This is a genomic window from Nonomuraea sp. NPDC049655 (genome assembly GCF_044465465.1).
GTDB lineage: Bacteria > Actinomycetota > Actinomycetes > Streptosporangiales > Streptosporangiaceae > Nonomuraea.
In genome coordinates this window covers 1-19,681 of sequence record NZ_JBITLS010000010.1, presented here as the reverse complement: position 1 = coordinate 19,681, position 19,681 = coordinate 1, and the positions used below count along the sequence as shown (strand labels likewise).

Here is a 19,681-nt window from a genome sequence, read left to right as displayed (position 1 = left end):
GCTCACGCGCCCGTCTGGCGCATGCGCCGGTCGCTCCAGGCCCGCTCGCGCATCCAGGCGCGCACGTCGCCGCGCTCGACCGGCCCGACCTCGCGCGGGTTGACCAGGTGCTGGGTACGCCCGGCGAGCAGGCCCGGCCGTCCGCGCCGGCGTGCCACCGCGTCGCTCCCGTCGGCCGGCACGCCCGTCGCGATCAGGTACGCGCGCCCCGCGGGCACGCCCAGCAACCTGGCGATCTCGGCGTAGTCCAGCCCCTGCGACAGCAGCCGCAGCACCCGCTCCTTGCTCGGCATCGTTCCCCCCGGCGCCCGTGCCCCCCGGTTCCGGTCCTCCCCTTCGCAGGCAGGAGGAAACCCGAAGTCCCAGGTCAAAGGCATACTTGGGGGACAGTTGGCGTCAGGCCAGGCGGGCGGCGGCCTCCGTCCAGGCGGCGGCGTCGCCGGAGGGCTCGTACCGGCGCAACTCCTGCGTGTCGGCCACCAGCGCGCGCATCCCGGCCAGGTCGGCGACCAGCCCGGCCGTGCGCGCCTGCACCAGGACGTTGCCGAGCGCGGTCGCCTCGGCCGGCCCGGCCACGACCGGCAGCCCGCAGGCGTCGGCGGTGAACCGGCACAGCAGCTCGTTGCGCGACCCGCCGCCCACCAGGTGCACGACCTCCACCTCGCGGCCGGACAGCTCCATCGCCTGCCGGATCGCGTTGCGGTGCCCGAGCGCCAGGCTCTCCAGCACGCAGCGGACGATGCCCGCCGGCGTCGAGGGGGGCCGCTGCCCGGTGCGGCGGCACTCGGCGGCGATCCGCGCGGGCATGTCGCCCGGCGGCAGGAACACCGGCAGGTCGGGGTCCACCACGGCGGCGAACGGACGTTCGCGCGCCGCCGCCGCCAGCAGGTCCTCCAGCGAGGAGCCGGGCCAGGCCCGCAGGCACTCCTGTAACAGCCACAGCCCCATGACGTTGCGCAGGTAGCGGACGGTGCCGTCGATCCCGGCCTCGTTGGTGAAGTTGGCCGCCCGGCCCGCCTCGGTGAGCACGGGGGCGGGCAGCTCCACCCCGGCCAGCGACCAGGTGCCGCACGAGACGTAGGCGAACGCGGGCCCGGCGGCCGGCACGGCGGCCACGGCCGAGGCGGTGTCGTGCGAGGCCACCGCCCGCACCGGCGCCGAGAAGCCGATCTCCGCCGCGACGTCGCGGCGCACCCCGCCGATCGGCTCGCCCGGCTGCCGCAACCGGGGGAAGATCCCCTCCGGCAGGCCCAGCCGGCCGATCAGCGGCACCGCCCAGGACCGGGTGCGCACGTCGAGCAGGCCGGTGGTCGAGGCGTTGGTCACCTCGGCGCCGATCTCGCCGGTCAGCCAGTAGCCGATCAGGTCGGGGACGAGCAACATCGTCGCGGCCCCGTCCAGCCGGTCGGCCAGGAGCTGGTAGATCGTGTTGAACGGGAGCACCTGCAGCCCGGACACCGCGTACAGCGCCTCGGCCCCGATCAGCTCGGCCACCTGCCCGGCCACCCCCCGCGTACGGTCGTCGCGGTAGTGGACCGGGTTGCCGAGCAGCGCGCCGGTCTCGTCCAGCAGGCCGTAGTCGACGGCCCAGGAGTCGACCCCGATCGAGGTGACCGGCCCGGCCGCGCGCAGACCGGCCAGGATCTCGCGGTAGAGGCCCAGGACGTCCCAGTGGAGGCGGCCGGCCAGGCGGACCGGGCCGTTGGGGAAGCGGTGGACCACGGACGTGGCGAGCCCGTCCGACAGGTCGGCGACCAGCACCCGGCCGCTGGAGGCGCCCAGGTCCACGGCGGCGAATCGGCTCATTGGGTGGACTCCCTCGCGACCAGTTCGGGCTGGAACATGATGTGCTGGTGGGCGTGCTCGGCCGGGTTGTCGCACTCGTCCAGCAGCAGCTCGGTGGCGATGCGGCCGAGCTGGTACGTCGGCTGCCGCATCGAGCTGAGCGACACGGCCGAGGCGGCGGCGAACTCGATGTCGTCGTAGCCCATCAGCGCCACGTCGTCGGGCACCCGCACCCCGGCGCGCAGCAGGGCCCGCAGCACGCCCAGCGCGAGCAGGTCGTTGGCGCAGAACACGGCCTCGGGCAGGCCGTCCGCCATCAGGTCGGCGGCGGCCTTCTCACCCGCGCGGGCGGTCATCGCGGCCGCCCCGACCAGCCGCAGCGAGGCGGGGTCGAGCCCGGCCGCGGCCAGCGCCTGCGCCGCGCCGCGCCGCCGCTCGGCGCACTGCCGGATGGTCAGCGGCCCGGTCACGTACGCCACGCCGTTCCCGCCCCTGGCCAGCAGGTGCCGGACCGCGGCCCGGCCGCCCGCGACGTCGTCCACCGCGACCGCGCACTGGTCGGGCCGGTGGGCCGGATGGTCGACGAGCACGACGCTGATGCCGCGTTCGCGCAGCCGGTCCAGCCGGGCCGGGTCCTCGCCGGACGGGGTGATCAGCACGCCGCGCACCCGCTGCTCGGCCAGCACGCCGAGGTTGCGCTGCTCCTTGTCCGGGGAGCCGGCCGAGTTGCCGAGGATCACCGCGTAGCCCAGCTCGCTGGCGACGTCCTCGACCCCGGCGGCGACCTCGGTGAAGAACGGGTTGCCGATGTCGATGACGCTCAGGCCGATCGTCCTGCTGTGGCCGGCGCGCAGGGTCGAGGCCGAGCCGTGCCGGACGAACCCGAGCTCCCGGATCGCGGCCTCCACCCGTTCGCGGGTCGCCGGGGCGACCTTCGCCGGTCTGTTCAGGACGTTGGAGACCGTCCCGGGGGAGACGCCGGCGCGGGCGGCGACGTCCTTGATGCTGACCATGGCCATGGCGCCACATTAAAACGTACCAACGGTGAAGTTGGCCAGTGCCGTCGATCTGACCGGGCGACGCATTGACAGCGCCCCCATGTGATCGTAGTTTCCTCCGCGACAGATTAAAACGTTTTGAAGAGGGGTGACCGTGCGACGCGTCTGCTTCCTGCTCAAGGTCCGTCCCGAGCGGCTGGCGGAGTACCGCGAACGCCATCGGGCCGTCTGGCCGGACATGCTCGACGCGCTGCGCCGCGCCGGCTGGCACAACTACTCGCTCTTCCTGCGCGACGACGGCCTGCTGGTCGGCTACCTGGAGACCGCCGACTTCGAGGCCGCCAGGAAGGCGATGGAGGCCGCCGAGGTCAACGCCCGCTGGCAGGCCGAGATGGCGCCCTTCTTCGAAGACCTCGACGGCCGGCCCGACGAGGGCATGCGGCCGCTGGACGAAGTGTTCCACCTGGACTGATCGGGAAGTCATGACCACTGACATCAAGGCCGCCCTGCGCGCGCTGCACATCGAGACGCCCTCGTGGGCGTACGGCAACAGCGGCACCCGGTTCAAGGTGTTCGCGCAGCGGGGCGTGCCGCGCGACCCGTACGAGAAACTGGCCGACGCCGCCCAGGTGCACGCCCACACCGGCGTCGCGCCCACGGTCGCCCTGCACATCCCCTGGGACAAGGTGGCCGACTACGGCCACCTGGCCGCCCACGCCCGCGAGCTCGGCGTCGGCATCGGCGCGATCAACTCCAACGTCTTCCAGGACGACGCCTACATGCTCGGCAGCGTCACCAACCCCGACCCGGCGATCCGCCGCAAGGCGCTGGCGCACCTGCTGGAGTGCGTGGACATCATGGACGCCACCGGCTCGGACACCCTCAAGCTCTGGTTCTCCGACGGCACCAACTACCCCGGCCAGGACGACATCCGCGCCCGCCAGGACCGCCTGGCCGAGGCCCTGTCCGCGGTGTACGCCCGGCTCGGCGAGGGACAGCGCTTCCTGCTGGAGTACAAGCTGTTCGAGCCCGCCTTCTACACCACCGACGTGCCCGACTGGGGCACCGCCTACGCCCACTGCCTCAGGCTCGGCCCCAAGGCGCAGGTCGTCGTGGACACCGGCCACCACGCGCCGGGCGTCAACATCGAGTTCATCGTGGCGTTCCTGCTGCGCGAGGGGAAGCTCGGCGGCTTCGACTTCAACTCCCGCTTCTACGCCGACGACGACCTCATGGTGGGCGCGGCCGACCCGTTCCAGCTCTTCCGCATCATGTACGAGGTCGTGCGCGGAGGCGGTCTGGCGGCGGGCGTGGCGTTCATGCTCGACCAGTGCCACAACATCGAGCCCAAGATCCCCGGCCAGATCCGCTCGGTCATGAACGTCCAGGAGGCCACGGCCAAGGCGCTGCTCGTCGACCGGGACGCGCTGGCCGCCGCCCAGGCCGGGGGAGACGTGCTGGGCGCGAACGCCGTGCTCATGGACGCCTACAACACCGACGTGCGGCCGCTGCTCGCCGAACTGCGCGAGGAGACGGGCCTCGCGCCCGACCCGATGGCCGCGTACGCCAAGTCCGGATATTTCGAGAAAATCGCTGCCGAGCGCGTCGGCGGCACGCAGGCCGGCTGGGGGGCCTGACCATCATGGACGTCATCAACGAGCTCCTGGACCGCTCCCACCGCCTGGGCGCCGACCCGCGCAACACCAACTTCGCCGGCGGCAACACCTCCGCCAAGGGCCGCGCCGCCGACCCGGTCACCGGCCAGGACGTCGACCTGCTCTGGGTCAAGGGCTCCGGCGGCGACCTCGGCACGCTCAAGGAGGCGGGGCTGGCCGTCCTGCGCCTGGACCGCCTGCGCGCGCTGGCCGCCGTCTACCCCGGCGTCGAGCGCGAGGACGAGATGGTCGCCGCCTTCGACTACTGCCTGCACGGCAGGGGCGGCGCCGCCCCCTCGATCGACACCGCCATGCACGGCCTGGTCGAGGCCGCCCACGTGGACCACCTGCACCCCGACGCCGGGATCGCCCTGGCCACCGCCCGCGACGGCGAGGAGCTGACCCGGCGCGTCTTCGGTGACCGCGTGGTGTGGGTGCCGTGGCGGCGGCCCGGCTTCCAGCTCGGCCTGGACATCGCCGCCGTCCAGGAGGCCAACCCGCAGGCCATCGGCTGCGTGCTCGGCGGCCACGGCATCACCGCCTGGGGCGCCACCTCGCAGGAGTGCGAGGCCCGCTCCCTGGAGATCATCCGCACCGCCGAGGAGTACCTGGCCGCGAACGGCCGTCCCGACCCCTTCGGGCCGGTGCTCCACGAGCCGCTGCCCGAGGACGAACGGCACGCGCGGGCCGCCGCGCTGTTCCCGGTCGTGCGCGGGCTGGCCTCCTCCGACGCGCGGCAGGTCGGCCACTACACCGGCACCCCGGAGGTGCTGGACTTCCTCTCCCGCGCCGAGCACCCGCGCCTGGCCGCGCTCGGCACCTCCTGCCCCGACCACTTCCTGCGCACCAAGGTCGCCCCGCTGGTCCTGGACCTGCCGCCGGACGCGCCCCTGGACCAGGCGGTCGCCCGGCTGCGCGAGCTGCACGCCGCCTACCGCGCCGACTACACCGCCTACTACGAGCGCCACGCCACCCCGGACTCGCCGCCGATGCGCGGCGCGGACCCGGCGATCGTGCTGGTGCCCGGCGTCGGCATGTTCTCCTTCGGCAAGGACAAGCAGACCGCTCGCGTGGCCGGCGAGTTCTACGTCAACGCGATCAACGTCATGCGCGGCGCCGAGTCCGTCTCCGCCTACGCGCCCATCCCGGAGTCGGAGAAGTTCCGGATCGAGTACTGGGAGCTGGAGGAGGCCAAGCTGCGCCGGATGCCGAAGCCGAAGCCGCTGGCCGGGCGGGTGGCGCTGGTCACCGGCGCGGGCTCGGGCATCGGCGCGGCGACCGCGCGGCGGCTGGCCGCCGAGGGCGCGTGCGTGGTGCTCGCCGACCGCGACCAGGCCGCCGCAGGGAAGGTCGCCGCCGAGATCGGGGCCGGGGCGTACCGGGCGTCCGACGTCGCGGTGGCCGTGGAGGTGGACGTCACCTCCGAGGAGCAGGTCGTGGCCGCCGTACGGGCCGCCGTGCTCGCCTTCGGCGGCGTGGACCTGGTGGTGAACAACGCCGGCCTGTCGTTGTCGCGCTCCCTGCTGGAGACCAGCCTGGACGACTGGGACCTGCAGCACGACGTGATGGCGCGGGGCTCGTTCCTGGTCTCCCGCGAATGCGCCCGGGTGCTGATCGATCAGGCGATGGGCGGGGACATCGTCTACATCTCCTCCAAGAACGCCGTCTTCGCCGGGCCGAACAACGTCGCCTACGGCGCGGCCAAGGCCGATCAGGCCCACCAGGTCCGTCTGCTGGCCGCCGAGCTGGGCGAGCACGGCGTCCGCGTCAACGGCGTCAACCCCGACGGCGTGGTGCGCGGCTCGGGCATCTTCGCCTCCGGCTGGGGCGCCAACCGCGCGGCGGTGTACGGCGTGGAGGAGGAGCGCCTGGGCGAGTTCTACGCCCGGCGCACCCTGCTCAAGCGCGAGGTCCTGCCCGAGCACGTGGCCGCCGCGGTCTACGCGCTCACCGGCTCCGACCTGACCCACACCACGGGCCTGCACGTCCCGGTGGACGCGGGCGTCGCCGCCGCCTTCCTCAGGTGAGCCCGGGTGGCGGCCTCACGAGTAGGCCGCCACCACCCCCACCACCATCAGCAGCGCCCCGGCGGCGGTGACCACGCTTCCCGCCGCCACGGCCGCCCGCCTGGCCCGCCGCCCCGCCCCGGCCCAGTAGAGCAGCACGTAGGGCAGGAACCCGATCCCGCCCAGCCCCACCGCGGGCAGGGCCATCGCGGCCAGCACGCCCCTGGTCCCGGCCGGCGCCGCCCGGTCGCCCTCGGGCGTGAGCTGCGCCCGCGTCACGTCGCCCGCCGCGGAGTCGGGGGAGGCGTCCACCGGGACGGACGGGCCGCCGGAGTCGGGCGTGAACCGCCCCTTGCAGTCGTAACGCCCCTGGCCCAGATCGGCGCAGGAGAGCACGGTCAGCGTCCCCGGCGTGCCGGTCCGCCCGGTGGCCAGCCGGAAGTCCTGGACCGACAGCACCGCCGGCAGCACGCAGATCCCCACCCACAGCAGCACGATGACGACGCGCCCGAACGGTCCGGGACCGGGCCCGCGCGACGGGGTGACGAAGGTGAGATCGGGCAGGAAGTCGCTCATGCCCGGCAGCATCCCGCCCGCCACTTGGGATTGGCCTGGAAAGGACTGGGACATGGACCCGTCACCGGCGCGGGCCGTCCCGGCTTGCATAATCATCCTCTTGAGTGCATCATCTTCACAAGCAAGGTCATGAGACAGGGTGCATGGTTATGCAGGAGGGCCGGATGAGAGCAGCGATCGCGGGAGCCAGCGGCTACGCCGGAGGTGAGCTGCTCCGCCTCCTGCTCGGCCATCCCGAGTTCGAGATCGGCGCGCTCACCGCGGCCTCCAACGCCGGCAGCCTGCTCGGCGCCCACCAGCCGCACCTGCCGCAGCTCGCCGACCGCGTCCTGGAGGAGACCACGCCGGGCGTGCTCGCCGGGCACGACGTGGTCTTCCTCGCGCTGCCGCACGGCCACTCGGCCGCCGTCGCCGCCGAGCTCGGCGAGGACACGATCGTGGTCGACTGCGGCGCCGACCACCGGCTCGCCGACCCCGCGGCCTGGCAGGAGTTCTACGGCGGCGACCACGCCGGCACCTGGCCCTACGGCCTGCCCGAGCTGCCCGGCCGGCGCGAGGTGCTGCGCACGGCCCGGCGCGTCGCCGTCCCCGGCTGCTACCCGACCTCGGTGCTGCTGGCCCTGTGGCCCGCCTTCGCCGCGGGCCTGGCCGGTCCCGACGTCGTCGTGGTGGCCGCCAGCGGCACCAGCGGCGCGGGCAAGGCGGCCAAGGCCCACCTGCTGGGCAGCGAGGTCATGGGGTCGGTCAGCGCGTACGGCGTGGGCGGCGTCCACCGCCACACCCCCGAGATGGAGCAGGGGCTGTCCGCCGTCGCCGGCGCCCCCGTACGCGTCTCCTTCACCCCCACCCTGGCCCCCATGAGCCGCGGCATCCTGGCCACCTGCACCGCCCCCGCCGCCCCCGGCCTCACCCGCGAGTCGCTGCGCACCGCATACGAGGTCGCGCTCAAGGCCGAGCCGTTCGTCCGGCTCCTGCCCGAGGGCGTCTGGCCGGCCACCTCCATGACGTACGGCGCCAACACCGCCGCCCTCCAGGTGACGCTCGACGAGCGCGCCGGCCGCGTGGTCGCCGTCATCGCCATCGACAACCTCACCAAGGGCACGGCCGGAGGCGCCGTCCAGAGCGTCAACCTCGCCCTCGGCCTGCCGGAAGAGCTCGGCCTTCCCCTGACAGGAGTTGCTCCATGAGTGTCACCGCCCCACTGGGCTTCCGGGCCGCGGGCATCGCCGCCGGCATCAAGTCCGGCGACGCCCGCGACCTGGCCCTCGTCGTCAACGACGGGCCCAGCCGCGCCGCCGCGGGCGTCTTCACCGCCAACCGCGTCAAGGCCGCTCCCGTGCTCTGGTCGCAGCAGGTCCTGGCGGGCGGGCGGCTGCGCGCGGTGGTGCTCAACTCCGGCGGCGCCAACGCCTGCACCGGCCCCGAGGGCTTCCAGGACACCCACGCCACCGCCGAGAAGGTCGCCGAGGTCATCGGCGACAGCGCCGGCGAGATCGCGGTCTGCTCCACCGGCCTGATCGGCGAGCGGCTGCCGATGGAGGCCCTGCTGACCGGCGTCCAGACCGCCGCGGGCCAGCTCTCCCGCGACGGCGGCCTGGCCGCCGCCGACGCCATCCGCACCACCGACACCGTCTCCAAGATCTCCTTCAAGCGGGCCGACGGCTACATGGTCGGCGGCATGGCCAAGGGCGCCGGCATGCTCGCCCCCGCCCTGGCCACCATGCTCTGCGTGATCACCACCGACGCCGACCTGACCAGCGAGGAGCTCGACACGGCGTTGCGCGCCGCCACGGCGACCACCTTCGACCGGCTCGACTCCGACGGCTGCATGTCCACCAACGACACCGTGCTGCTGCTGGCCAGCGGCGCCGCCGGGGTCAGGCCCGACCTGGCCGAGTTCGGGCAGAAGGTGCAGGAGGTCTGCGCCGACCTGGCCAGGCAGCTGCTCGTGGACGCCGAGGGCGCCTCCAAGGCGATCGCCGTCGAGGTCGTCGGCGCCGCCTCCGAGGACGACGCCGTCGAGGTGGGCCGCACCGTCGCCCGGTCCAACCTGCTCAAGTGCGCCATCCACGGCGAGGACCCCAACTGGGGCCGCGTCCTGGCCGCCGTCGGCACGACGAAGGCCGCCTTCGAGCCCGACCGCGTCAACGTCGCCATCAACGGCATCTGGATCTGCCGCGACGGCTCCGTCGGCGACGACCGCTCCAAGGTCGACATGCGCCCCCGGGACGTGACGATCACCATCGACCTGTCGGCCGGCCGCCACAGCGCCACGATCCACACCACGGACCTGACCGCCGAGTACGTCCACGAGAACTCGGCGTACTCCTCGTGAGGGCCGTCACCGCGGCCACCAAGGCCGAGGCGCTGATCGAGGCGCTGCCCTGGCTGACCCGCTTCCACGGCGCGACCGTCGTCATCAAGTACGGCGGCAACGCCATGACCGACGAGTCCCTCAAGGAGGGCTTCGCCGAGGACGTCGTGTTCCTGCACCACGCCGGCCTGCGCCCGGTCGTCGTCCACGGCGGCGGCCCGCAGATCAGCAGCGCCCTCGACAGGCACGGCATCGAGTCCACCTTCACCGCCGGCCTGCGCGTCACCACGCCCGAGGCCATGCAGGTCGTCAGGATGGTCCTGGTCGGGCAGGTGGGCCGCGACATCGTCGGCCTGGTCAACCGGCACGGCCCGTTCGCCGTCGGCATGTCCGGCGAGGACGCCTGCCTGTTCACCGCCGAGCGCAAGCCCGCGCTCGTCGACGGCGAGCCGGTGGACATCGGCCAGGTCGGCGAGATCGTCAAGGTCGATCCCGGCGCGGTGCGCGCGCTGATCGACGACGGCCGCATCCCGGTCGTCTCCAGCGTCGCCGCCGGCGTCGACGGAGAGATCTACAACGTGAACGCGGACACCGCGGCCGCCGCGCTGGCCGTGGCGCTCGGCGCGCAGAAGCTGATCGTCCTCACCGACGTCGAGGGCCTGTACGCCAACTGGCCCGACGACACCGACGTGATCGACCAGCTCGACGCCGACGAGCTGGAGAAGCTGCTGCCCACGCTGTCCAGCGGCATGGTCCCCAAGATGGAGGCGTGCCTGACCGCCGTGCGCGGGGGAGTGCCACAGGCGCACGTCCTCGACGGCCGCGTGCCCCACTCGATGCTGCTGGAAATCTTCACCAACGAAGGAATCGGAACCATGGTGATGCCCTCATGAGCCTCCACGAGCGGTTCGAGCAGGCGTTCATGCCCAACTACGGCGTCCCCCCGATCGCCCTGGCCCGCGGCGAGGGCACCCGCGTCTGGGACGTCGACGGCAAGGAGTACCTCGACTTCATCGGCGGCATCGCGGTCAGCTCGCTCGGCCACGCCCACCCCGCCCTGGTCGAGGCCGTCTCCAAGCAGGTCGCCACGCTCGCCCACACCAGCAACCTGTTCCTGCACGAGCCCGAGGTGCTGCTCGCCGAGCGGCTGCTCGGCCTGCTCGACGCGCCCGCCCGGATCTTCTTCGCCAACTCCGGCACCGAGGCCAACGAGGCCGCCTACAAGCTCGCCCTCAAGTACGGCAAGCGCGAGGGCCGCTCCTACTTCGTGGCCGCCGAGAACGGCTTCCACGGCCGGACCATCGGCGCCCTGTCGCTGACCGGCAAGAAGGCCATCCGCGACCAGTTCGGCCCGTTCCCCGTCGACGTGCGCTTCGTCCCCTACGGCGACGCCGACGCGCTCAAGGAGGCGGTGACCGGCGACTGCATCGCGGTGTTCCTGGAGCCGACGCAGGGCGAGGCCGGCGTCGTCCCGCCGCCCGAGGGCTACTTCGAGGCCGCCCGCGAGATCTGCGACGCCACCGGCGCGCTGCTGGTCGCCGACGAGATCCAGTCGGCGATCGGCCGTACCGGCCACTGGTTCGCCCACCAGGCCGACGGCGTCACCCCCGACATCCTGACCCTGGCCAAGGGCCTCGGCGGCGGCCTGCCGATCGGCGCGTGCGTCGGGTTCGGCGAGGCCGGCCGGCTGTTCGACAAGGGCGACCACGGCTCGACGTTCGGCGGCAACCCCGTCTCGTGCGCCGCGGCGCTGGCCGTGCTGGACAACCTCGACCTCGACCACGTCACGTCGGTCGCCGCCAGGCTGCGCGGCGGCCTGGAGGCCGTCCGCCACCCGCTGCTGAAGGGCGTGCGCGGGCGCGGGCTGTGGCTGGCCGCCGTCCTGAAGGAGGAGCGGTCCGCGCGGGTGCAGCAGGCCGCCGCCGAGGCGGGCTTCCTGGTCAACGCCGTGCAGCCGGACGCCGTCCGCCTCGCGCCGCCGCTCGTGGTCACCCACGAGGAGGTGACCGCCTTCGTCGAGGCGTTCCCCGCGATCCTTGAGGAGGCGTCGGCGTGATCCGGCATTTCCTGAGGGATGACGACCTGACGCCGGAGGAGCAGGCGGAGGTTCTCGACCTGGCCGCCGCGATGAAGAAGGACCGGTTCGGCTACCGGCCGTTCGAGGGCCCGAAGACCGTCGCCGTCCTGTTCGACAAACCCTCGGCCCGCACCCGCGTCTCCTTCCACACCGGCATCGGCGAGCTCGGCGGCCTGCCGCTCGTCGTGGACAACGTCGCGGTGCTGATGGGCAGGGGCGAGCCGACCGCCGACATCGCCCGCGTGCTCGACCGCCAGGTGGCCGCCATCGTGTGGCGCACCACCGGGCAGCGACTCGTCGAGGAGATGGCCGCCGCCTCGGCGGTGCCCGTCGTCAACGCGCTCACCGACGACTTCCACCCCTGCCAGATCCTCGCCGACCTGCAGACCGTCCGCGAGCGGCTGGGCGGCACGGCCGGGCTGACGCTGACCTACGTCGGCGACGGCGCCAACAACATGGCCCACTCCTACCTGCTCGGCGGCGCCACGGCCGGCATGCACGTCCGGATCGCCGCCCCGGCCGGCTACCAGCCCGACGCGGTGATCCTCGGCCAGGCCGCCGCCGTCGCGGCCAGGACCGGCGGATCGGTGGTCGCGATGACCGACCCGGCCGCCGCCGCCCAGGGGGCGCACGTGATCGCCACCGACACGTGGGTGTCCATGGGACAGAGCGGCGAGCAGGAGCGGGCGGCGGCGTTCGCGCCGTACCAGGTGAACGCCGGGCTGCTGGAGCACGCCGCGCCCGAGGCGATCGTCCTGCACTGCCTGCCCGCCTACCGCGGCAAGGAGATCACCGCCGACGTCCTCGACGGGCCGGCCAGCGTCGTGTGGGACCAGGCGGAGAACCGGCTGCACGCCCAGAAGGCCCTGCTCCACTGGCTGGTGACCCGCGGATGACCATCCCGATGACCAAGGCCGCGCGGCAGGCGAAGATCACCGACCTGCTGCAGCGCAAGGCCGTGCGCTCCCAGCCGGAGCTGGCCAAGCTGCTGGCCGAGAGCGGCGTCGAGGTCACCCAGGCCACCCTCTCCCGCGACCTGGACGAGCTCGGCGCGCTCAAGCTGCGCGCCGACGACGGCTCCCTGGTGTACGCGCTGCCCGGCGAGGGCGGCGACCGCATCCCGCTCACCAGGACCGGCGGCGGCGAGACCCCGGCGGCGCGGCTGCACCGCATCGCCGAGGAGCTGCTGGTGGCCGCCGAGGCCTCGGCCAACCTGGTCATGGTCCGCACCCCGCCGGGCGCCGCCCAGTTCCTCGCCTCCGCCATCGACCACGCCGACTGGGAGTCGATCCTCGGCACCGTGGCGGGCGACGACACGATCCTCGTCATCAGCCGGGATCCGGCAGGCGGCCAGGCCGTCGCCGAGGCGCTGCTGCGCGTGGCGGACCGGCGTGGCTGAACCGGTCGCCGGGATCGCGGCCGCCCCTGACGCAAAGAAGGGCTGAGTTGCACTATGGTCGCGTGGGAAATGGAGGAGATGACGGTGAGTGATGGCAAGCCGATGCGGCTGTGGGGCGGGCGCTTCGAGAGCGGTCCGTCCGACGCGCTGGCCCGGCTGTCGGTGAGCGTGCACTTCGACTGGCGGCTGGTGCCGTACGACCTGGCGGCGTCCAGGGCGCACGCCCGCGTGCTGCACAGGGCGGGGCTGCTGAGCGACGAGGAGCTCGAGCGCATGATCGGCGCGCTCGACGACCTGGAGGCCGCCTGCAAGGCGGGCGAGTTCCGCCCGACCGTGGCCGACGAGGACGTGCACACCGCACTGGAGCGCGGCCTGCTGGAGCGGCTCGGCTCGCTCGGCGGCAAGCTGCGCGCGGGCCGCAGCCGCAACGACCAGATCGCCACCGACCTGCGCCTCTACCTCCGCGACCACGTGCGCAGCATCGTCTCCCGCCTGGTCGAGCTGGAGACCGCGCTGATGGCCCAGGCCGAGCAGCACGCCGAGACCGCCGCGCCGGGCATGACGCACCTGCAGCACGCCCAGCCCGTCTCCTTCGGCCACCAGCTCCTGGCCCACGTCCACGCCTTCACCCGCGACATCGACCGCCTCACCGACTGGGACAAGCGCGCCGCGGTCTCCCCGCTCGGCTCCGGCGCCCTGGCGGGCTCCTCGCTGCCGCTCGACCCGCAGGCGGTGGCCGAGGAGCTCGGCTTCTCCGCCGCCGCGCCCAACTCCATGGACGCCGTCGCCGACCGCGACTTCGCCGCCGAGTTCCTGTTCGACGCGGCGATGATCGGCGTGCACCTGTCGCGGCTGGGCGAGGAGATCGTCCTGTGGGCCTCGCAGGAGTTCCGCTGGATCGAGATGGACGACGCCTACTCCACCGGCTCGTCGATCATGCCCCAGAAGAAGAACCCCGACGTCGCCGAGCTGGCCCGCGGCAAGTCCGGCCGCCTGATCGGCAACCTCATGTCGATGCTCACCACGCTCAAGGGCCTGCCGCTGACCTACAACCGCGACCTGCAGGAGGACAAGGAGCCGGTGTTCGACTCGGTCGACACGCTGCTGCTCGTCCTGCCCGCGATGGCCGGGCTGGTCGCGACCATGCGCGTCAACACCGCCCGCATGGAGGCCTCGGCCCCCGACGGCTTCGCCCTGGCCACCGACCTGGCCGAGCTGCTGGTGCGGCGCGGCGTGCCGTTCCGCGACGCGCACGAGGCCGTCGGCCACCTGGTGGTCTGGTGCCAGGTCAACGACAAGGACCTCGGCGACCTGAGCGACGACGAGCTGGCCAAGGTCTCGCCGCACCTGACGCCCGACGTCCGCGACGTGCTCAACGTGCCCGGCGCGCTGGCGGCCCGCAAGGCCCACGGCGGCACCGCGCCCGACCGCGTACGCGACCAGCTCGTCGCCCTGCGCGAGGCGGTCGACGCGCAGGCGGCATGGGCCTCGGGCAACTGAGCGCCGCGCCGCTGCCGCGGAGTTTCTTCGACCGGCCTTCGCACGAGGTCGCGCCCGACCTGCTCGGACGCGTCCTCGTGCACGGCCCGGTCGCCGTCCGGCTCACCGAGGTCGAGGCGTACGGCGGCCCCGGCGAGGACCCGGCGGCCCACACCTACCGCGGCAGAACCCCCCGCAACGCCGTCATGTTCGGCCCGCCCGGCCACCTGTACGTGTACTTCACCTACGGCATGCACTTCTGCGCGAACCTCGTCTGCCTGCCCGAGGGCCACGGCTCAGCCGTGCTGGTCCGCGCCGGCGAGATCGTCGCCGGCCTGGACGAGGCCCGCACCCGCCGCACCCCCACCGGCGGCCGGGGCAGGCGGGTCCCGGACCGTGACCTCGCCCGCGGCCCCGCCCGGCTGGCCGTCGCGCTGGGCCTGCTGCGCGAGCACAACGGCCTCGACGCGATCTGGGAAGGCGCACCCGCCGCCCTCGATCCCCTCACCGGGCACTCCGGGCGTTTCGGTCACGGGCCGGAGCACGCGACCTGGCTCACCGGCCTGCCCCACGGGTCGGCCGCCGTGCTCGAAGGCCGGCCCGCCGACCCCGGCACGATCCAGTCAGGCCCGCGCACCGGCGTCTCGACCGCCAAGGAGACCCCGTGGCGGTTCTGGATCGACGGAGACCCGACCGTCTCGCCGTACCGGGCTCACGTGCCGCGCCGGCGCAGCTCCGCGGCCACCTCCGTGGGGGAGACGCCCAGCTCGTGAGCGCTGAAGACGTGCAGGTGGTCGCCGGTGTCGATCTCCAGCATCTCGCTGCGCAGCCCGAACCGCCTGCGCACGTCCACCGTGACGTCCTCGATCGCCGCCCACGGCACCTGCCGCCGGCCGGCGAACCCGTGCACCACCGTGATCCCGTCCGCGTCGGCCGACAGCCGCACCGGCACCAGCACGTCGCGCAGCCCCATCCCGCCCACCAGCACGGCCGCCGGCACCGCGAGGATCACCCCGCGCACGTCCCCGGCCACCCACCAGAAGACGGCGAGCCCGGCGCACGCCAGAGCCCCTAAGATCTTGAAAACGGCCAGCTCGCGACGGACCCTCCACATGGACACCGAGCGTATCCAAGTGGCGCGCCGGCACACCGATCGGGCAGGCTAAAGGCACCGACTCCGACTCAGGGAAGCCACATCACCGTGACCGACATCATCGACGACCTCGCGTGGCGAGGATTGATCGCCCAGTCCACCGACCTCGACGCCCTGCGCGCGTCCATGGCCAAGGCACCGATCACGGTCTATTCCGGTTTCGACCCCACAGCGCCGTCCCTGCACATCGGCCACTTCGTGCCGCTGCTCACGCTGCGCCGCCTGCAGCTCGCCGGGCACAACCCGATCGGCCTGGTCGGCGGCGCCACCGGCCTGATCGGCGACCCGAGCGGCCGCAACACCGAGCGCTCGCTCAACTCCAGCGAGATCGTCGCCGAGTGGGTGGAGCGCCTGCGCGGCCAGGTCGGCAAGTTCCTCGACTTCGACGCGGAGTCCAACCCGGCCCGCCTGGTCAGCAACCTCGACTGGACCGGTGAGCTCAGCGCCATCGACTTCCTGCGCGACATCGGCAAGCACTTCCCGGTCAACCGCATGCTCGCCAGGGAGTCGGTCTCGGCCAGGCTCACGGGGGAGGGGCTCAGCTACACCGAGTTCAGCTACCAGATCCTGCAGTCCAACGACTACCTGGAGCTGTTCCGCCGCTACAACTGCACCCTGCAGATCGGCGGCAGCGACCAGTGGGGCAACATCACGGCGGGCGCCGACCTGATCCGCCGCATCGAGGGCGGCCACGTGCACGTCCTGACCCAGCCGCTGATCACCAAGGCCGACGGCACCAAGTTCGGCAAGACGGCGGGCGGCGCGCTCTGGCTCGACCCCGAGATGACCTCCCCGTACGCCTTCTACCAGTACTTCCTCAACTCCGACGACCGGGACGTGATCCACTACCTGAAGGTGTTCACGTTCCGCAGCCGTGAGGAGATCGAAGAGCTGGAGAAGGCGGTCGCCGAGCGTCCCTTCGCCCGCGAGGCCCAGCGCACGCTGGCCGAAGACCTCACCGAGCTGCTCCACGGCCGCGCCGAGCTGGAAGCGGTCATGGCCGCGTCGAAGGCGCTGTTCGGACAGGGGTCGCTGGAGGACCTGCCCGCCGCCACGCTGGAGGCCGCCCTGGCGGAGGTTCCCAAGGCCACCGTCGCCGAGCTCGGGGCGTCCTTCGTCGACCTGCTGGCCGACAGCGGGCTGGTCGAGTCGAAGTCGGCGGCCAGGCGCGCGGTCAAGGAGGGCGGCGCCTACCTGAACAACGTCAAGATCACCGACGAGGCGTACGTGCCCGAGGCGTCCGACCTGCTGGCGGGCCGGTTCATGGTCCTGCGCCGCGGAAAGAAGTCGATCGGCGGCGTCGAGGTCGCCTGATCCCCACCGGCGAGGCGGGCCCTACGGGGCCCGCTTCGTACGACCGGGCGGGTCTTGCGGGGCCCGCTGTCCATGGCGAGGCGGCCCCCCGGGAGGCCCGCTGCCGCATGCGAGGCGACGCCCCCGGAGGCCCGTCCGTTCTATTTCCGCGCTGACGTCCGTGTGGGCGTCCGCGTCGGCGTCCGTGCTGGTTTCCGTTCTGGCTTCCGTTCGAACAGGGCCACCGTCAGCCCCGGCAGATCCGCCGAGTGCTTGACCGACACGGGCTCGAACCCCGCCTGCCTCACCTGCGCCACCCGCGGCACGGAGTCGCCCTGCAACCCCGCCTGCTTGGTGCCCCGCCACACCACCCAGACCCGGTCGCGCCCCTTCAACGCCGCCGCGACCTCCGACCTTTCGGGGTAGCCGAACCCGTCGGCGTCCGGCATGTCCCCTGTCTTCAGTACGTCGTCCGGCATCGCCGCGTCCGCGTAGTAGTCGAACCCGGCCCGGAGCTGGCTCTGCCCGTACACGATCGCGTCCTCCGGCTCCGCCTTGACCACTCGCAACGCCCACGGGATGTTCTCGAACCGCCCGTTCTCCTCGCGTACCGTCACATGCTCGGAAGCCGCGAGCAGACCCCCCACCAGCACGAGGGCCACCCCCGCCGGCACCGGGAACCGCGGCACCCCCGCCACGGCCACCCCCGCCAGCAGCGCGAGCGCCGGTGCCGTCACGAACAGGTACCGGTCCACGTACGCCGGCGTCACCAGCTGCGAGACCGCGAGCAGCAGCAGCGGCGGCAACACCAGCCACCCCACCCCCGCAACAGCCCACCGACCACCTTCCCCGGCCACCGGATCAAGCCCCGCAAAACCGTCACCTTCCCCTCCCACCCGCTCAGCCCTCGCAGAACCGTCACCCAGCCCCCAAGCCTGACGAGCTCCCGCTGACCGGCTCCCGTCGTCGCGCACCTGATCGCGGCCCGCCGTCGACTTCCAGAGCACCACCGCGCCGGCCAGCGCGACCGCGAACAGCAGCACCCCGGCCCCGGTCGAGCCCGCCGCCATCTTCGGGAACTTGAGCCAAACCTCCGGCCCCCGCTGCGGGATCCAGCTGATCGCGTGCCGCTCCCCGAACCCGACCAGTCCCAGCACGACCGCGGGCAGACCTCCGATCCCCAGCGCCACCGCCATCCGCACCAGGACCCCACGCCGCGCCAGTGCGAGGTGCGCGGGCAGCGCCAGCACCGCGAACAGATGCGTGCAGCACACCAGCGCCACCGCCACCCCGTACGCCACCCACCTCCGTCCGCTCGGCCGCTCCACCGCCCGGCGCAGCGCCCAGAACGAGAACACCACCGCGGCGGCCGCGAACGCGTAGGACCTGGCGAAAGCCCCGTAATAGGAGACGGACGGCAGGATCGCGAACAGCGCCGCCCCGATCACGCCCGCCCGCACACTGTGCAGCCGCCTTCCGAGGTCGGCGAGAAACCAGGCCGCCACCCCGATCGCCACCGCCGACGGCAGCCGCAACCACAGCTCAGCCGTGCCGACCTTGATCCAGAAGTGCATGAACAGGTAGTACGGCAGGAAGTGCCCGTCAATGTTCCGGGCCAACTCCCACAACCCCGCCAGTGATCGGGAAGCCGCGCTGATGGTGGCCAGCTCGTCACCGTTCAGGGTGGCCGCCCCCGTCCCCGAGAACGCCACCGCCCCCGCGACCAAAGCCATCCACCAAGGGGCAGAGGAACGCAGACGGGTCGCAGGTCGAACCGAGGGGGCAATTGTGGCGGCAGTGGTCACCGGGGCAGAATACGCGCCCCTCCGAACCCCCGCCCTGCACTCTGAACCCGACAACCGTCCGAGCGACCTGACCTCACCACCGCCCCCACACGCCAGTCACTGCCTTCGTCGCGAACGCGCTGGAGCACCGGTCACAGAACACAACCCCGCACCTCAGAGCAGCAAGTACTGCAGTCGCTCCCGCTCCCCGCCCGCAGAGCCCGAACGAGCCACCCCACCCCACCCCACTGCCTCCGCCACATCGAGCCGACCCCACTCTCACCCCGTGCCGGCCTTCCCGAATCCCTTTCGAACCCGCTGATCACTCCCTCTCACCGCCAATCGCCACCCACCCCCGCTGCGAGCCCGCCTTCGCCGACGGTGGGCTCGCGCAGCACGCGGTGGCGAGCACACTCATCCCGCGTTCCGCCATGCTCCCGTCCGTCGATTTGACGTGTCGTGGATCGCGACCTAATCTTTCACTTCGTCCCGGGAGCGAGCCGGACGCCGATCAGGCGGACGGGCCCCAGGACAAGCCCCTTGAGATGACAAGCCACCTCGGTTGAGGCGCTTCAACGCGCTTTGGCATGGGTTGTCCTCTGGCGCCCGAAGCACGCCGAATAATCGGTTGATTCGACAAGTGCCGGATGACACGGTAAGTTACGAGGGTTGCCTCGGAAGCGGGGCATCCAATCCTAGACAGGTTTGGCCCGGTTTGTTCAAGTCTCCGGATTTGACACGAAATCGGCGGGCCTGCTAAGATTGAGAACACGAAATGAACGCCTCTGAGCGGGGATCCGGGAACGGGTTCTGGTGAGGAAGTACGCGTCCGTTTCTTGAGAACTCAACAGTGTGTTAAAAGCCAGTGCATGAAACACATGCATAACCCCGTCCACGTCTGCTTCGGCGGATGGACGGATTCCTTTTTGGTTGGGTTCAACCACTTTTCCAAGCATTGTTTGGAGAGTTTGATCCTGGCTCAGGACGAACGCTGGCGGCGTGCTTAACACATGCAAGTCGAGCGGAAAGGCCCTTCGGGGTACTCGAGCGGCGAACGGGTGAGTAACACGTGAGCAACCTGCCCCTGACTCTGGGATAAGCCCGGGAAACTGGGTCTAATACCGGATACGACCGCCCCCGGCATCGGGTGGTGGTGGAAAGT

General features: G+C 72.4%; 18 protein-coding genes and 1 rRNA gene. 13 read left to right on the top strand and 6 right to left on the bottom strand.

Features of this window, described 5'->3' with window-relative positions:
• Window positions 1-2 precede the first annotated feature (2 nt).
• From ACIBQ6_RS29775 to ACIBQ6_RS29765, 3 genes are all read right to left on the bottom strand, one after another.
• A complete protein-coding gene (locus tag ACIBQ6_RS29775; protein WP_352364948.1) occupies window positions 3-293 on the bottom strand; it encodes a hypothetical protein in 291 nt (96 codons plus the stop codon).
• A 103-nt stretch (window positions 294-396) separates the two neighbouring features.
• Window positions 397-1,806, bottom strand: coding sequence for a rhamnulokinase family protein (locus ACIBQ6_RS29770; RefSeq protein WP_397215928.1), 1,410 nt, complete (start codon window positions 1,804-1,806; stop codon window positions 397-399).
• A complete protein-coding gene (locus ACIBQ6_RS29765; RefSeq protein ID WP_397215925.1) occupies window positions 1,803-2,804 on the bottom strand; it encodes a LacI family DNA-binding transcriptional regulator in 1,002 nt (333 codons plus the stop codon). The genes ACIBQ6_RS29770 and ACIBQ6_RS29765 overlap by 4 nt, the downstream gene beginning before the upstream one ends.
• 133 nt (window positions 2,805-2,937) lie before the next feature.
• On the opposite strand from ACIBQ6_RS29765, the gene ACIBQ6_RS29760 reads away from it, so the two are divergent.
• From ACIBQ6_RS29760 to ACIBQ6_RS29750, 3 genes are read left to right on the top strand one after another with little or no spacing between them, the layout of a single operon-like run.
• A complete protein-coding gene (locus ACIBQ6_RS29760; protein WP_397215923.1) occupies window positions 2,938-3,255 on the top strand; it encodes an L-rhamnose mutarotase in 318 nt (105 codons plus the stop codon).
• A 10-nt stretch (window positions 3,256-3,265) separates the two neighbouring features.
• Window positions 3,266-4,420 (top strand): L-rhamnose isomerase, encoded by a 1,155-nt coding sequence (gene rhaI / locus ACIBQ6_RS29755; RefSeq protein ID WP_358285878.1) that lies wholly within the window; start codon window positions 3,266-3,268, stop codon window positions 4,418-4,420.
• A gap of 5 nt (window positions 4,421-4,425) precedes the next feature.
• Window positions 4,426-6,465, top strand: a complete 2,040-nt coding sequence (locus ACIBQ6_RS29750) for a bifunctional aldolase/short-chain dehydrogenase (protein WP_358285881.1) — start codon at window positions 4,426-4,428, stop codon at window positions 6,463-6,465.
• A 15-nt stretch (window positions 6,466-6,480) separates the two neighbouring features.
• On the opposite strand, the gene ACIBQ6_RS29745 is transcribed toward ACIBQ6_RS29750, so the two are convergent.
• Complete coding sequence (locus ACIBQ6_RS29745) at window positions 6,481-7,020, bottom strand: hypothetical protein (RefSeq protein WP_358285884.1); 540 nt, start codon at window positions 7,018-7,020, stop codon at window positions 6,481-6,483.
• A gap of 164 nt (window positions 7,021-7,184) precedes the next feature.
• Here ACIBQ6_RS29745 and argC point away from each other — a divergent pair, with 164 nt between their 5' ends.
• The 8 genes from argC to ACIBQ6_RS29705 all read left to right on the top strand — a co-directional run bounded on the left by argC (window position 7,185) and on the right by ACIBQ6_RS29705 (window position 15,062).
• On the top strand, window positions 7,185-8,207 hold the full coding sequence (argC, locus tag ACIBQ6_RS29740) for an N-acetyl-gamma-glutamyl-phosphate reductase (RefSeq protein WP_358285886.1): 1,023 nt from the start codon (window positions 7,185-7,187) through the stop codon (window positions 8,205-8,207).
• A complete protein-coding gene (gene argJ / locus ACIBQ6_RS29735; RefSeq protein ID WP_352364964.1) occupies window positions 8,204-9,355 on the top strand; it encodes a bifunctional glutamate N-acetyltransferase/amino-acid acetyltransferase ArgJ in 1,152 nt (383 codons plus the stop codon). Before argC ends, argJ begins: the two co-directional genes overlap by 4 nt.
• Entirely contained in the window at window positions 9,352-10,227 is an 876-nt protein-coding gene (gene argB, locus ACIBQ6_RS29730; RefSeq protein WP_364340797.1) for an acetylglutamate kinase, read from the top strand. Before argJ ends, argB begins: the two co-directional genes overlap by 4 nt.
• Entirely contained in the window at window positions 10,224-11,390 is a 1,167-nt protein-coding gene (locus ACIBQ6_RS29725) for an acetylornithine transaminase (protein ID WP_397215920.1), read from the top strand. The genes argB and ACIBQ6_RS29725 overlap by 4 nt, the downstream gene beginning before the upstream one ends.
• Window positions 11,387-12,307 carry an ornithine carbamoyltransferase gene (gene argF / locus ACIBQ6_RS29720; protein WP_397215918.1) on the top strand — a complete coding sequence of 307 codons (921 nt, stop codon included), beginning with the start codon at window positions 11,387-11,389 and terminating at the stop codon, window positions 12,305-12,307. Before ACIBQ6_RS29725 ends, argF begins: the two co-directional genes overlap by 4 nt.
• Window positions 12,304-12,810, top strand: a complete 507-nt coding sequence (locus ACIBQ6_RS29715; protein ID WP_397215916.1) for an arginine repressor — start codon at window positions 12,304-12,306, stop codon at window positions 12,808-12,810. The genes argF and ACIBQ6_RS29715 overlap by 4 nt, the downstream gene beginning before the upstream one ends.
• A 78-nt stretch (window positions 12,811-12,888) precedes the next feature.
• A complete protein-coding gene (gene argH, locus ACIBQ6_RS29710) occupies window positions 12,889-14,310 on the top strand; it encodes an argininosuccinate lyase (RefSeq protein ID WP_358285899.1) in 1,422 nt (473 codons plus the stop codon).
• The gene (locus tag ACIBQ6_RS29705) at window positions 14,292-15,062 is read left to right on the top strand and encodes a DNA-3-methyladenine glycosylase (protein ID WP_397215914.1); all 771 of its coding nucleotides are present in this window, start codon (window positions 14,292-14,294) and stop codon (window positions 15,060-15,062) included. Before argH ends, ACIBQ6_RS29705 begins: the two co-directional genes overlap by 19 nt.
• On the opposite strand, the gene ACIBQ6_RS29700 is transcribed toward ACIBQ6_RS29705, so the two are convergent.
• Window positions 15,002-15,403, bottom strand: a complete 402-nt coding sequence (locus ACIBQ6_RS29700) for a PH domain-containing protein (RefSeq protein ID WP_397215912.1) — start codon at window positions 15,401-15,403, stop codon at window positions 15,002-15,004. The two genes, ACIBQ6_RS29705 and ACIBQ6_RS29700, sit on opposite strands and share 61 nt — an antisense overlap.
• Before the next feature lie 87 nt (window positions 15,404-15,490).
• On the opposite strand from ACIBQ6_RS29700, the gene tyrS reads away from it, so the two are divergent.
• Window positions 15,491-16,756 carry a tyrosine--tRNA ligase gene (tyrS, locus tag ACIBQ6_RS29695; RefSeq protein WP_397215909.1) on the top strand — a complete coding sequence of 422 codons (1,266 nt, stop codon included), beginning with the start codon at window positions 15,491-15,493 and terminating at the stop codon, window positions 16,754-16,756.
• A 140-nt stretch (window positions 16,757-16,896) separates the two neighbouring features.
• On the opposite strand, the gene ACIBQ6_RS29690 is transcribed toward tyrS, so the two are convergent.
• Entirely contained in the window at window positions 16,897-18,468 is a 1,572-nt protein-coding gene (locus ACIBQ6_RS29690; RefSeq protein WP_397215907.1) for a glycosyltransferase family 39 protein, read from the bottom strand.
• A 1,007-nt stretch (window positions 18,469-19,475) separates the two neighbouring features.
• Here ACIBQ6_RS29690 and ACIBQ6_RS29685 point away from each other — a divergent pair.
• Window positions 19,476-19,681: ribosomal RNA gene (locus ACIBQ6_RS29685) — 16S ribosomal RNA — on the top strand; the annotation flags it as partial.

What these genes read in the sequence shown, in the direction of transcription:
- ACIBQ6_RS29775 (WP_352364948.1), bottom strand. Translation starts at nt 293, where the DNA reads ATGCCGAGCAAGGAGCGGGTGCTGCGGCTGCTGTCGCAGGGGCTGGAC.
- ACIBQ6_RS29770 (WP_397215928.1), bottom strand. Translation starts at nt 1,806, where the DNA reads ATGAGCCGATTCGCCGCCGTGGACCTGGGCGCCTCCAGCGGCCGGGTG.
- ACIBQ6_RS29765 (WP_397215925.1), bottom strand. Translation starts at nt 2,804, where the DNA reads ATGGCCATGGTCAGCATCAAGGACGTCGCCGCCCGCGCCGGCGTCTCC.
- rhaI (WP_358285878.1), top strand. Translation starts at nt 3,266, where the DNA reads ATGACCACTGACATCAAGGCCGCCCTGCGCGCGCTGCACATCGAGACG.
- ACIBQ6_RS29750 (WP_358285881.1), top strand. Translation starts at nt 4,426, where the DNA reads ATGGACGTCATCAACGAGCTCCTGGACCGCTCCCACCGCCTGGGCGCC.
- ACIBQ6_RS29745 (WP_358285884.1), bottom strand. Translation starts at nt 7,020, where the DNA reads ATGAGCGACTTCCTGCCCGATCTCACCTTCGTCACCCCGTCGCGCGGG.
- argC (WP_358285886.1), top strand. Translation starts at nt 7,185, where the DNA reads ATGAGAGCAGCGATCGCGGGAGCCAGCGGCTACGCCGGAGGTGAGCTG.
- argJ (WP_352364964.1), top strand. Translation starts at nt 8,204, where the DNA reads ATGAGTGTCACCGCCCCACTGGGCTTCCGGGCCGCGGGCATCGCCGCC.
- ACIBQ6_RS29725 (WP_397215920.1), top strand. Translation starts at nt 10,224, where the DNA reads ATGAGCCTCCACGAGCGGTTCGAGCAGGCGTTCATGCCCAACTACGGC.
- ACIBQ6_RS29715 (WP_397215916.1), top strand. Translation starts at nt 12,304, where the DNA reads ATGACCATCCCGATGACCAAGGCCGCGCGGCAGGCGAAGATCACCGAC.
- argH (WP_358285899.1), top strand. Translation starts at nt 12,889, where the DNA reads ATGACGGTGAGTGATGGCAAGCCGATGCGGCTGTGGGGCGGGCGCTTC.
- ACIBQ6_RS29705 (WP_397215914.1), top strand. Translation starts at nt 14,292, where the DNA reads ATGGGCCTCGGGCAACTGAGCGCCGCGCCGCTGCCGCGGAGTTTCTTC.
- ACIBQ6_RS29700 (WP_397215912.1), bottom strand. Translation starts at nt 15,403, where the DNA reads ATGTGGAGGGTCCGTCGCGAGCTGGCCGTTTTCAAGATCTTAGGGGCT.
- ACIBQ6_RS29690 (WP_397215907.1), bottom strand. Translation starts at nt 18,468, where the DNA reads ATGGCTTTGGTCGCGGGGGCGGTGGCGTTCTCGGGGACGGGGGCGGCC.